The organism is Mesorhizobium sp. M0601 (assembly GCF_040320845.1).
Classification (GTDB): Bacteria; Pseudomonadota; Alphaproteobacteria; order Rhizobiales; family Rhizobiaceae; genus Mesorhizobium.
The window spans coordinates 138108-149747 of sequence record NZ_JAMYQK010000001.1 but is presented as its reverse complement, the minus strand read 5'-3'; the positions used below and the strand labels follow the sequence as shown (position 1 = coordinate 149747).

Sequence of the window (11640 nt, the reverse complement as noted above, 5' to 3'; positions counted from 1 at the left end):
GATAGAGATGCAGCTATCAAGAAAGGCGCAACGGACCAAGACCGTGCTTGTCGCCGGCGGCGCAGGTTTCCTCGGTTCGCATCTTTGCGAGACAATGTTCCAGGCCGGCTGGCGCGTGATCTGCGTCGACAATTTCCTTACCGGCCGCATGGAGAACATAGCATCGATCGCCGATCGTCCGGATTTTCGGCTGATCAAGCAAGACATTTGCCGACCGTTGGAGCTTGGCGAACCGGTTGACCGCATCTTCAACATGGCGTGCGCGGCCTCGCCGCCGCGTTACCAGGCCGACCCGGTCCATACGACGCGGACTTGCGTCATCGGAACGCTCAATCTGCTGGAGCTCGCCGCCCGCAATGGCGCCCGGTTCCTGCAGGCGTCCACCAGCGAAATTTACGGCGATCCCGAACAGCATCCGCAGAAGGAAGACTATGTCGGCCACGTGAACTGCATCGGGCCCCGCGCCTGCTATGACGAAGGCAAGCGCACCGCCGAAACCTTATGCTTCGATTATTTGAGAATGGGAAAGGCCGATATCCGTGTCGCGCGCATCTTCAACACCTATGGTCCCAGGATGGACCCTGCGGACGGACGGATCGTTTCCAATCTGATCATGCAGGCACTCGAGAGACGGCCGCTGACGATATTCGGCGACGGGCTGCAGACCAGGTCGTTCTGCTACGTTTCCGATCTGGTCGACGGCTTGATCCGGCTGATGGAGGTCGATCCCAATCCACGCCAGCCGGTTAATCTGGGCAATCCGGGGGAGTTCACCATCCTGCAACTGGCGAGCCTGGTGAGAGGCATGACCGCAACCAAATCGGGCCTGAAATTCCTGCCGCTGCCGCAAGACGATCCTCGTCGTCGGCAACCCGACATTTCCCGCGCGAGAAAGCTTCTCGGCTGGTCGCCAAAAGTGCCGCTCAGGCAGGGTTTGATGCACACGATCGGCTATTTTGCCGAGCTTGAGACGGCGCAGATGATCGACAGAAGACGTCGAATTGCCGCCACCGTGCGTTCTGCATCAGGCCGGCTGCAAAACCTGCCGGCCTGAGGCGAGGAGCGTCTGGCCGCTGTATGATCGCGCGGTCGTTTCGGATTTGGTCACTTTTTCTCGTCGCGGGAACAACCCGTCCAGCTTCTGGTTCTGCCAAGGTACCGGCATGGAGACGACTGTGCATCCGAAGCGATCCGCCAAAGACATCGAACAAATGGCCGCAAAGGAGACGGCTGCCTTCCTGCGGCGCGCCTCTATCACCTATCTGGAATGTTGTGTGAGCCTGATGATGACGCATCTTCAGCGCGAGGAGGTAGCCGCCATCCTCGAAAAGGAAGCGGATATGCTGCGCCGGCTGGATTGATCGGGCTCGAAGGGCCGCAGGTCGCCTTGGCTTTCCAGGAAACGAAGCAGCGCGGCAGCGTAACGTCTTGCCGCGGCCGCCAGCCGGATCTGTTCCCGATCATCGCCCGATCGCTCAGCCATGCTCCACAAGCCAAGCTGGAAGGCGAGATAGCAGGGCTCGTAGTAGTGGACCAGTTTGGCATCGACGGGACGAGACGTAGTCGCCTCGACAGCTTTGCACAGTGCCGCAGTCGCCGCGTCGGAGAGGCTGTACTCGACACGGGCGCCGGCAATGTCCCAGGCGATGTCCTGGCAGCCGATCAGATCGTGCGATCGGCAATGGTCGAGGGCGTCCGTCTTGATCAGCGTTCCGCCGCGCGAAAGGATGAACTCCCACGGATGAAGCCGCCCGTCGATTTCGACCCGCTGCATGGTCTTTGGTGAAGCCTGTTTCGAGAACCAGTTCCGCAGCTCCGCCGCGCGGCTTTCGCCCAGCGCCTCGCTGGTATTCCGCACGGCCATGTCGGCAAGCGCCTCCAGCGAGGCACCCGGCCCGGAGGCGGGCAGATTGGCTGCGCGCCAGGCGAGATAGCGCGCCAGATGAGCGACCATTTTTTGTTTCGAATGCCTTGCCCGCTCCAGCGTTGCACCGTCGCTCCAGCGTTCGACGAGAAAGCCATGGCACAGCCCGGCAATTTCCGGGCCAAAGCCTGCGTCATGCAGCCTCCTGGCAGTCTCGGCCTTGTGCATTCCGATTTCACCGAGGCCGACGAATTTGACCGACCATTTTTCCCGGCCCGCAGAAGCAAGAAACTTTCGCCGCTCGAAGCCGCGGTGGACGGGTGGCCAATGATCCTGCGAGCCATAATGCAAGCGACGCCACTCTCCGGCGGATATTTCCATCAGGCTGACCGCTGTGCGGCCGATCGTCCTGGCCACCCAATCCCGCAGCGCCGGCAGAGCGGATCCCGCGGGGAAAGTCCGTTCGAAATCCGCGGTGTGTTTTTGGCAAACCGTCCATGCCTCACGGATGTCCGCCGATGCCTCGGGACCCGGCCCACCCGAATGGCTGGGGAACAGATGGATGCGCCCGGCATCGATATCCAGCGCTTGCAGCCATGCGACGACGGCGTGAAACGAGCTGCCGGACAGGCCCGGGCCCTCATCGACGACAGCGAAATGGGCCGATGGCCTTGTCCTCCAGCCGCCGATCAGTTCCGGATCGGCGGCAAGCCGCCTGCGAAACGGATGACCGATCGGACGGACACCGACGGGTGCCTGTGCGCCGATGGCTGCAGCCACCATCGCTGCAAGCCCCAGGCCGATGCTGCGGATGCCGATTACGCATGTGTTCGCATCGAGACCCGACTGCCGCGCGGCGACCAAATAGCTTTCCGGATAGAGCGCGTAATGGGCGTAGCCCTCGGCCGTGCCGATGAGGATTTCGCCGTCGCAATCGAGTTCGGCCAGCATTCGCGGCACGTCGGCATCGATCGGGCCGTCGACGGCGAATCCGGCCCTCCACGATCTGCCCACGTCCCGGGCCAAGCCGACCAGGAGATTTGCGCCCGCGATCCGCTGTCGGGAATTCCTGTCCATGCCGTTGGCCTCGAATTCAGCATCGGCAAGGCCCTGGACCAATTCCGAGGTCTTGATGAACAGGCCGACCAGGGCTGCGTGGCGTTCGATCCCGCTGGGCATGTCCGCAATGTGCCCGGCCGCTTCGCAGGCCGAGCTGCGAACATGTCGCGCGCTCTCAATTCGCTTGTGGTCGCCATAGACGATCATTGTCCCGTCCCGGTTGGCCTCACTGCACAACTCGGCGAGCGCTACTTTGATCCACCATCGGTTGCACGATTTTTGCAGCCGGCAAGGAACAATCAGCGAGGCAGGCGGTTTGGCACGAAGAACTTACCTTCAACAGCATAGGCAGCGGTTTCGTGGGATCGAAGAAAGTTCGGATCGGAATAGTCGGCGTCGGCAACTGCGCCTCCTCCCTTGTTCAGGGCATCACCTATTACCGCGACGCAAGAAGCAATGAGCCCATACCCGGGCTGATGCATGCCGATCTTGGCGGCTACCATGTCAAGGACATCGAAGTGGTCTGCGCTTTCGACGTCGCCAAGGGCAAGGTCGGACGCGATGTGGCCGACGCGATCTACAGCGCGCCGAACAATACTTTCCGCTTTGCCAATGTAGCGCCTACCGGCGCCCGCGTCGAACGCGGACCGACGCTGGATGGCATCGGCAAATATCTGCGTGACGAGATCGTGGAGGCCGACGAACCCGTCGCCAACATCAGCAAGATCCTCGCCGAAAGCGGCGCCGAAATCCTGGTGTCATATCTGCCTGTCGGTTCGGAGGAGGCAACGCGCTTTTATGCCGAGTGCGCGCTCGAGGCGGGCTGTGCCTTGGTCAACTGTATACCCGTCTTCATCGCCTCGCGGCCGGAGTGGCGCCGGCGCTTCGAGCAGCACGGCCTGCCGCTGATCGGCGACGACATCAAGAGCCAGGTCGGTGCGACGATCGTCCACCGGCTGCTCGCCAACCTGTTCCGCGAGCGCGGCGTGCGCATCGATCGCACCTACCAGCTCAATTTCGGCGGCAACACCGACTTCCTCAACATGCTGGAGCGCGAGCGGCTGGAATCGAAGAAGATCTCAAAGACGCAATCCGTCACCAGCCAGATCGACGTTCCCCTGGAGCCCGGCAACATTCACGTCGGGCCGAGCGACCATGTCCCGTGGCTGACCGACCGCAAGTGGGCCTATATCCGGGTCGAAGGCACGACCTTCGGCGGCGTACCGCTCAATGCCGAGCTCAAGCTGGAAGTGTGGGATTCGCCCAATTCGGCCGGCGTCGTCATCGATGCGGTGCGTTGCGCCAAGCTGGCGCTCGACCGCGGTATCGCGGGCGCGCTGACCGGTCCCTGCAGCTATTTCATGAAATCGCCGCCCGAGCAGTTCACCGACGCGGAAGCGCGCCAGCGCACGCTCTCTTTTATCGCCGGCAAGGACGAGCCGATGCTCGATGCCGCGGAATGACGACGACGTTCTTTCTGGTGCGCCACGCCGCGCACGACAATGTCGGCTGTTATCTTGCCGGAAGGATGGCCGGCGTTTGCCTCGGCGAAGCCGGCAAGGCACAGGCCTCGCATCTGGCAGACCGCATGGCACGTGAGGCGATAGCGGCAATCTTCTGCAGCCCGCGCGAACGCACGCAGGAGACTGCCAATCCGATCGCGCTCGCCTGCAATGCCGGTGAAATCGCGATCCGCGAGGAGATCGATGAGATCGACTTCGGCACCTGGTCGGGAAAGACCTTCGAGGAGCTGAACCAGGATGCCGACTGGCGGGTGTGGAACGACCAGCGTCAGCAGGCGAGAACACCGAGCGGCGAGACCATGCTGGACGTGCAGCAACGCGTCGTCTCATTGATCGAGCAGGTCCGCGGCACCTACCAGAACCAGGGCGTCGCACTGGTCAGCCATGCCGACGTCATCAAGGCCGCCGTGTGCAAGGTGCTCGGCCTGTCGCTGGGGAACTGCTTTCGCTTCGATATCGACCCAGCCTCGATCACCACGGTTGTTTGGGGGGACTGGGGGTCGAAGCTGATCAGACTCAACGAAGCTGCCTGACGAGGAATTGCCGGATGCGTATGGCTATTTTCGGTCTTACCGTGACATCGTCGTGGGGCAATGGGCACGCCACACTGTGGCGCGGATTGATCCGGGCGATGGCCGGGCTGGGCTGGTCCATCACCTTCTTCGAACGCAACACTCCCTATTATGCCGGGACGCGCGACCTCGATCAGTTGGATGGCGGCAGCATTGTCCTTTATCCGGACTGGCAGGACATCCAGAGCGTTGCCGAGCAGGCGATGAGTGAGGCCGATGTCGTCATCGTCACCTCCTATTGCCCCGATGCCGTGAGCGCGTCGCGCCTTGCCCACCAGGCCTGCCGCGGACTGAAGGTGTTCTACGATCTGGACACGCCGGTGACGCTGGCGCGGATCGAACAAGGTGAGCCTCCGGCCTATTTCGGGCCGGAAGGGCTTCGCGATTTCGATCTCGTGCTGAGCTACACGGGAGGAACCGCGATCGACGCATTGAGGTCGATGCTGGGTGCGCGCCACGTCATGCCGCTCTACGGCCATGTCGATCCAGAGCGACACCGGCCGGCTCCGCCCAGGCCGGAGTTTGCCGGCGACCTTTCCTATCTCGGGACCTATGCGGCAGACCGCCAGGCCGGGGTCGAGAGGCTGCTGGTCAGTCCGGCTGCGCGCCTGCCGGAGCGCCGCTTCATCATTGGCGGCGCACAATATCCGCAGGAATTCCCGTGGAGCGACAATATTTTCTTCGTCCGTCACCTGCCGCCCGCCGACCACCCCGCCTTCTTTTCATCATCACGGCTGACTCTGAATGTGACCCGCGAGGCGATGGCAGAAAGGGGCTGGTGCCCATCTGGCCGGCTGTTCGAAGCCGCCGCTTGCGGTGCCGCGATGGTGAGCGACACATGGCCGGGACTGGAGGCCTTTTTCCGGCCCGGCGAAGAGATCGTCGTGGCGAACAGCACCGACGACGTGGTCGCCGCGCTCGACCTGTCCGACGCCGAGCTTGACGCCATCCGCCGTCGAGCGCGCGAGCGGGTGCTGGAGGAACACACCTCGGCACGGCGCGCGAAGGAATTCGACCGCATCCTGTCCGATGCACTGCACGGCTCCACGCATGGCGAGCCGTTGAAGGAGGCAGTTTGATGTTGGGCATCGTGCCCGCAGCCGGACGGGGAAGCCGCATCCAGCCGCTCGGCTTTTCGAAGGAGCTTCTGCCGGTCGGCAGCCGCATCGACGGCAACACCGAACGGCCTTGCGCGGTCAGCGAATACCTGGTGCGCCGCATGGTGCGCGCGGGGGCCGACAAGATCTGCTTCGTCATCGGCTCGGGTAAGTCGGATATCCTCGAATATTATTCTGCCGGCTATGCCGACGCGACTGCGCTGTTTGTGGTGCAGCCCTCTCCGGTCGGCCTTTGCGACGCCATCTTCCGTGCCGCACCGCTCGTCACAGCCGATGAGACCGTTCTGGTCGGGTTGCCTGATACGATCTGGTTTCCCGAAGACGGCTTCCTGGCCCTCCCGGACGACGGCCTGTCCTTCCTGCTGTTTCCGGTGGACCAGCCGGAGTTCTTCGACGCCGTTGTTGTCGACCAGGACAGCCGGGTGAAGCAAATCCAGGTCAAGCAGCAGAATGCCCAATCGAACTGGATCTGGGGTGCGTTCAAGATGCCCGGCCGCACCCTTCACCAGCTCGCCGCGCTGTGGCGGGAACGGGACCGGTGCGACGAATATATCGGCACGCTGGTCAATGCCTATCTCGCCGCCGGAGGCGATGCCTGCGGCATCAAGGCTGGCACCGCCTATGTCGACGTCGGCACCTTCAACGGCTACCGCACCGCACTTCGCCTGCTTGAAAGCGCCGCCGGTACCAGGGACGATCAAGTCGACATTACGCTGCCCAGCCACCAGCACGTCCCTGTCCTCGCAGGCGAAAGAGGCTAGCCATGCTGCATTCCGATGCCGAAATCCGCCGCCGTATCGATGCGCTCGGCCCATGGTTCCACAATATGGAACTGGCCGGCATCGAAACCGCTCCCGACCATTTCCTTGGCAACTATCCGCTGATCAAATGGCGCAAATTCGCCGACGCCATTCCCGCCGATCTTTCCGGCAAGGCGGTGCTCGACATAGGCTGCAATGCGGGTTTCTATTCGATCGAGATGAAACGCCGCGGCGCCGGCCGCGTGCTTGGCATCGATTTCGATGAGGCTTACCTGGCGCAGGCGCGCTTTGCCGCCGAGGTAGCAGACTGCGACATCGAATTCCGGCAGCTCTCGGTCTACGACGTTGGCGCCCTGCATGAGCGGTTCGACATCGTGCTGTTCATGGGCGTGCTCTACCATTTGCGCCATCCCTTGCTCGCACTCGATCTGATCCGGGAGCACGTCGCCCGGGACCTGATGATCTTCCAGTCGATGCAGCGCGGCAGCACCAACGTGCCGGCGCTCGAGCAGAATTATCATTTCTGGACCCACGACCTGTTCGACCGGCCGGAGTTCCCAAAGCTACATTTCATCGAGCATCGTTACGCCGACGACCCGACCAACTGGTGGATTCCCAATCGCGCCTGCACCGAAGCCATGCTGCGCAGCGCCGGCTTCGAGATCGTGCTGCAACCGGAGCAGGAGGTCTATTTCTGCCGCACCGGCGACGTGCCGGCCGGCGGCGGCGCCGTCTACCCGTCGAAAGGACCGACAAATGATTGAAGCCGCGATGATCTGGAACGAGCCCAACAACAAATCCCACTGGGATCCCGAGCTCGACCCCGACTGGAGCCGCTTCGCCGCTACGGCAATCCTGGCCGCCGACGCGATCGCGTTGGAGAATCCGGCCTTGACCAAAGTCCTTGGCGGCATCTCGCCGATCGATGCCGGCTTCATGACACGGATGAAGGAATTCGGCGTGCTCGATCATGTCGACGCAGTCGCCGTGCACGGCTTTCCGCTCGACTGGAACCTCTGGCAGATCCACGAATGGCCGCAGAAGATCGGCGAGATTTCGGCTGTCACCGATCTTCCGGTATGGGTCAGCGAGGTCGGCGTATCGACCTTCGGCGCCGAGGAGGTACAGGTCTGGGGCCTGCGCCGGACCGCGGAATTGCTGATCGGCAACGCGCCGCGCATCCAATGGTACAGCCTCTACGACCTGCCGCGCGAGTGGGAAGCGACGACACGCCATCGCGAGGCGGAAGGCTCGTCTTACTACCGCCATTTCTACATGGGCCTGCTCCGCCAGGACGGCACGCCAAAGCCCGCGCTCGAGGAGTTCCTTCACCACACGCCGGCAATGGGACTGGTGCAGTGGTTCCATTTCGAAGATCACCGGCTGGACGACGCCGTTGCCTGGATGAAACGCCTCGGCGTCACCAATCTGCGTACCGGGCTTTCCTGGGCCGACAGCTTCAGGCCGAACGCACTTGACTGGTTCGACCGGCAGATGGAGGCTTTGGCCGACTTCGACGTGACGGTTACTTTCTGCTTCACGCCGGAACACCGCGGAATGATGCCGCACCACAGCAGTCCGCCGCTGGTGCCGGAGGAATTCGCCGACTTCTGCGCGGCAATGACGCGCCGATATGCCGGCAGCATCGCTGCCCCTTCGGTCTGCAGGCTGCGCGCCTCCGCAGCGTGAGGAGCTTCGGCCCTCCAGCCATGACGCTCACCATCCTCAACGTCGCCTATCCCCTCGCCCCGGTCGGGCCGGATGCGGTCGGTGGTGCCGAGCAGGTGCTGTCGATGCTCGACCAGGCGCTCGTACAGGCCGGACACCGCTCGATCGTGATCGGCTGCCAGGGCTCGAGCGCTGCGGGTGTCCTCATCGAGACGCCGGCCGAACCGGGCGTGCTCGATGAAGCGGCCAAGCGCCGGGCGCAGCGTGCTCATTGCGCCGCAATTGCCACCGCGCGCGCTCGCTGGCCAATCGAGGTGGTCCATTTGCACGGTATCGATTTCGATGCCTATCTGCCGGGCGACGGGCCGACATTGGTGACCCTGCATTTGCCGCTCGACTGGTATCCGGCCGACGCTCTCAATCCGGCGCGGGAGGATCTGTGGCTGCATGCGGTATCGGCGGCTCAGCAAAGAACCGCGCCGCCGGGAGCCAGGCTGATTGGGCCGATTCCCAACGGAGTGGACGTCGACGCGCTGAGCGAGCCGCAGGCCAAACACGACTTTGCGCTCGTGCTCAGCCGCGTCTGCCCGGAAAAGGGCATCCATCTGGCGCTCGACGCAGCCAAGAAGGCCAGCGTGCCGCTGGTCATCGGTGGCAAGGTCTACCCCTATGAAACGCACACAGCGTATTTTCGCGACGAGGTCGAACCCCGGCTGGACGACCGGCGCCGCTTCCTTGGTCCGCTCGGCTTTGTCGCCAAGCGGCGCCTGCTGAATACAGCCCGCTGCCTAGTCATCCCGAGCCTTGCCGCGGAGACCAGTTCGCTCGTCGCAATGGAGGCGCTCGCCTGCGGCACCCCCGTGGTGGCCTTCCCGAATGGCGCACTGCCGGATGTGGTCGAGCACGGCAAGACCGGGTATCTGGTCGGGGATGTCGACGAGATGGCCGAAGCCATCGCTGCCGCACCCAGCCTGGACCCCGAGACCTGCCGAGCCGAGGCGCGGCGGCGCTTTTCACTCGACCGCATGGTTTCCTCCTACATGGACGCCTATCGGGCGCTGGCACGGCTCGGCACAGACAGCGGGCAGCTCGCGACGGCGAGGTGAGCAGGACATGCTCCGCAGTGAGATCATCGACGATCCGGCGGACCTCGAAGCCCTCGAGCCGCACTGGTGGGAACTTTGGTCGCGCAGTCCCTCGGCGACGCCGTTCCAGTCTCCCGCATGGTTGCTGCCATGGTGGCGGACATTTGCTCCCGGCGAGCTAGCGACGGTCGCCGTCTGGCGTGGCGACGATCTGGTCGGCCTGGCGCCACTCTATCTGGAACGCCACGACGCCGGCGCGCGATTGCTTCCGCTCGGCATTTCGTTGAGCGACTATCTGGATGTCCTTTGTCTTCCCGAGATGGCCGAACCGGTCGGCGCAGTCATCGGTGGCGCCGTTCTTTCCGTCGGCTGGTCACAGTGGATCTTGCAGGATCTGCCTCCCGGCGGCGCCGGCCTTGCCATCAGGCATGCCGCGCTCGAATCGTGCCAACCCGTCGGTCACGCCGCTTGCCCGGTGCTCGCCCTCGCTGGCGACCAGACGCTTCAAGGCTGCGTTCCGGCACGGCGGAGGCGCCAATTGCGGCGCGCCCACAGGGCCGCGTCGAGACGCGGCAGTGTCTCCATCGAACCCGCTTTGTCCGATCCGCAGATATTCCTCGACCACCTGATCCGCCTTCACCGCGCGCGCTGGGCCGGACACGGCGACGGCGTTCTGTCCGATTCCCGCGTGGAAGCATTCCACCGTCAGGCGCTGCCGCAGCTGGTCGCACAGGTGCTTGCCCGATGCTGGCTTGTCACGATCGGTAACGCGATCGTGGGCGCCTATTACGGGTTCCATCATCGTGGCCGCGCTTGCGCTTATCTCGGTGGCTTCGATCCGGCCTATGCCGATGAAAGTCCCGGCGCGCTGCTCATCGGCCAAGCGATAAGGCAGGCGATCTGCGAAGGCGCGGAAGAGTTCGATTTTCTGCGCGGACAAGAGGCCTACAAGTACAGCTGGGGCGCCGTCGACCGGTGGACGATGCGCAAGATCTGGACGCGGAGCAAAGGGCGATGAGCGCGACCCAGCCAGAATCTCGGCGGTCGATATCAGCAAGGCGGGTGCTGGAGGATTGCATGGCAGACGGTGCCGGCGTCGAAGCCGTCATCGCCAGGCTGGCTCTCCGTTTCGAGACAGGAATCGATGCTGCAGAATTGGCGAAGATTGCGCAAAACACGCACTCGGCTGACCCGCGAAACACGGCAAAACTGCAACGGATTGCCGACCTGCTTCGGCGCAGGCCCGAGATCTTCGCCACGCTGCGCAAAACAGGTGGCGCCGTTCGGCACGAGCGTGGCGAGGACGAGACCGACGATGCGATCGTCAAGCGGCTGGCGGCTGGGTTTGACGCGGCGGCGGCGATCTCCCCGGCGGCGAGCGTCCAGCTGTCATCGCTGGGCAATGAGGAAAACCTCTCTGCCGCTACGGCTGAGATCGTTGCATGGCTGGAGAGGCGAGGCTTTACCGGCACCGGCCGCGACATACTGGATATCGGCTGTGGTATCGGTCGGTTCGAACAGGCGCTCTCCGCTCTGTCGCACCGAATCGTTGGCAGCGATATATCCCCAGCGATGATCTCGATCGCCCGCCGGCGATGCGCCGGGCTCGGCAACGTAGAATTCCGCCCTACGCGCGGTTTCGATCTTGCCGATTTTTGCGATGCAAGCTTCGACCGCGTGCTGGCCGTCGACAGCTTTCCCTATCTGGTGCTGGCCGGCCTTGCGGAGCGACATTTCGTGGAAATCGCGCGCGTGCTGAAGAGGCCGGGGATGGCCGCGCTTTTGAATTATTCATATCGCGGCTCGCCGGCGCTGGATCGCGCCGATGTCCATAACTTCGCCAACGCAAATGGCATGCAAGTCCTCGTCGACGGCGAAAAGCCGTTCCGGCACTGGGACGGCGATGCCTTCCTGCTTACGATTTCCGGCGGAACATTGCGGCCCAACGCTGGTTCGGATGCCGAACGGGAAAAGCCGCTATTCGACGGTA

Annotated in this window: 11 protein-coding genes and 1 pseudogene; 11 read left to right on the top strand and 1 reads right to left on the bottom strand. The window is 63.5% G+C overall.

All coding sequences use genetic code 11. From position 1 onward, the window contains the following. Positions 1-7 precede the first annotated feature (7 nt). On the top strand, positions 8-1054 hold the full coding sequence (locus NKI41_RS00805; protein ID WP_352472879.1) for a UDP-glucuronic acid decarboxylase family protein: 1047 nt from the start codon (positions 8-10) through the stop codon (positions 1052-1054). Further along, a complete protein-coding gene (locus tag NKI41_RS00800) occupies positions 1002-1361 on the top strand; it encodes a hypothetical protein (protein ID WP_352472931.1) in 360 nt (119 codons plus the stop codon). Before NKI41_RS00805 ends, NKI41_RS00800 begins: the two co-directional genes overlap by 53 nt. Here the strand turns inward: NKI41_RS00800 and NKI41_RS00795 are convergent. Further along, positions 1298-3043: a hypothetical protein gene (locus NKI41_RS00795; RefSeq protein WP_352680947.1), complete on the bottom strand. Its 1746-nt coding sequence runs from the start codon at positions 3041-3043 to the stop codon at positions 1298-1300. The genes NKI41_RS00800 and NKI41_RS00795 overlap by 64 nt on opposite strands. A gap of 239 nt (positions 3044-3282) precedes the next feature. Here NKI41_RS00795 and NKI41_RS00790 point away from each other — a divergent pair, with 239 nt between their 5' ends. The 9 genes and pseudogenes from NKI41_RS00790 to NKI41_RS00750 all read left to right on the top strand — a co-directional run. Beyond that, complete coding sequence (locus tag NKI41_RS00790; protein ID WP_352472877.1) at positions 3283-4386, top strand: inositol-3-phosphate synthase; 1104 nt, start codon at positions 3283-3285, stop codon at positions 4384-4386. Next, complete coding sequence (locus NKI41_RS00785; protein WP_352472876.1) at positions 4383-4979, top strand: histidine phosphatase family protein; 597 nt, start codon at positions 4383-4385, stop codon at positions 4977-4979. The genes NKI41_RS00790 and NKI41_RS00785 overlap by 4 nt, the downstream gene beginning before the upstream one ends. A gap of 14 nt (positions 4980-4993) precedes the next feature. Continuing rightward, a complete protein-coding gene (locus NKI41_RS00780) occupies positions 4994-6097 on the top strand; it encodes a CgeB family protein (protein ID WP_352472875.1) in 1104 nt (367 codons plus the stop codon). Beyond that, positions 6097-6897, top strand: a complete 801-nt coding sequence (locus tag NKI41_RS00775) for a nucleotidyltransferase family protein (RefSeq protein ID WP_352472874.1) — start codon at positions 6097-6099, stop codon at positions 6895-6897. Before NKI41_RS00780 ends, NKI41_RS00775 begins: the two co-directional genes overlap by 1 nt. Positions 6898-6899: 2 nt before the next feature. After that, complete coding sequence (locus NKI41_RS00770; RefSeq protein ID WP_352472873.1) at positions 6900-7661, top strand: TIGR04290 family methyltransferase; 762 nt, start codon at positions 6900-6902, stop codon at positions 7659-7661. Then, entirely contained in the window at positions 7654-8586 is a 933-nt protein-coding gene (locus NKI41_RS00765; RefSeq protein ID WP_352542039.1) for a glycoside hydrolase 5 family protein, read from the top strand. The genes NKI41_RS00770 and NKI41_RS00765 overlap by 8 nt, the downstream gene beginning before the upstream one ends. Positions 8587-8606: 20 nt before the next feature. Continuing rightward, positions 8607-9671 (top strand): glycosyltransferase family 4 protein, encoded by a 1065-nt coding sequence (locus tag NKI41_RS00760; RefSeq protein ID WP_352472871.1) that lies wholly within the window; start codon positions 8607-8609, stop codon positions 9669-9671. 7 nt (positions 9672-9678) lie between these two features. Further along, on the top strand, positions 9679-10668 hold the full coding sequence (locus tag NKI41_RS00755; protein ID WP_352472870.1) for a GNAT family N-acetyltransferase: 990 nt from the start codon (positions 9679-9681) through the stop codon (positions 10666-10668). Beyond that, positions 10665-11429: pseudogene (locus NKI41_RS00750) on the top strand (class I SAM-dependent methyltransferase); the annotation flags it as partial. The gene NKI41_RS00755 and the pseudogene NKI41_RS00750, both read left to right, overlap by 4 nt. Between the last annotated feature and the right edge of the window lie 211 nt (positions 11430-11640).

Coding starts and splice junctions, on each gene's coding strand:
- NKI41_RS00755 (WP_352472870.1), top strand. CDS start 9,679: ATGCTCCGCAGTGAGATCATCGACGATCCGGCGGACCTCGAAGCCCTC.
- NKI41_RS00805 (WP_352472879.1), top strand. CDS start 8: ATGCAGCTATCAAGAAAGGCGCAACGGACCAAGACCGTGCTTGTCGCC.
- NKI41_RS00770 (WP_352472873.1), top strand. CDS start 6,900: ATGCTGCATTCCGATGCCGAAATCCGCCGCCGTATCGATGCGCTCGGC.
- NKI41_RS00760 (WP_352472871.1), top strand. CDS start 8,607: ATGACGCTCACCATCCTCAACGTCGCCTATCCCCTCGCCCCGGTCGGG.
- NKI41_RS00765 (WP_352542039.1), top strand. CDS start 7,654: ATGATTGAAGCCGCGATGATCTGGAACGAGCCCAACAACAAATCCCAC.
- NKI41_RS00775 (WP_352472874.1), top strand. CDS start 6,097: ATGTTGGGCATCGTGCCCGCAGCCGGACGGGGAAGCCGCATCCAGCCG.
- NKI41_RS00795 (WP_352680947.1), bottom strand. CDS start 3,043: ATGCCCAGCGGGATCGAACGCCACGCAGCCCTGGTCGGCCTGTTCATC.
- NKI41_RS00780 (WP_352472875.1), top strand. CDS start 4,994: ATGCGTATGGCTATTTTCGGTCTTACCGTGACATCGTCGTGGGGCAAT.
- NKI41_RS00785 (WP_352472876.1), top strand. CDS start 4,383: ATGACGACGACGTTCTTTCTGGTGCGCCACGCCGCGCACGACAATGTC.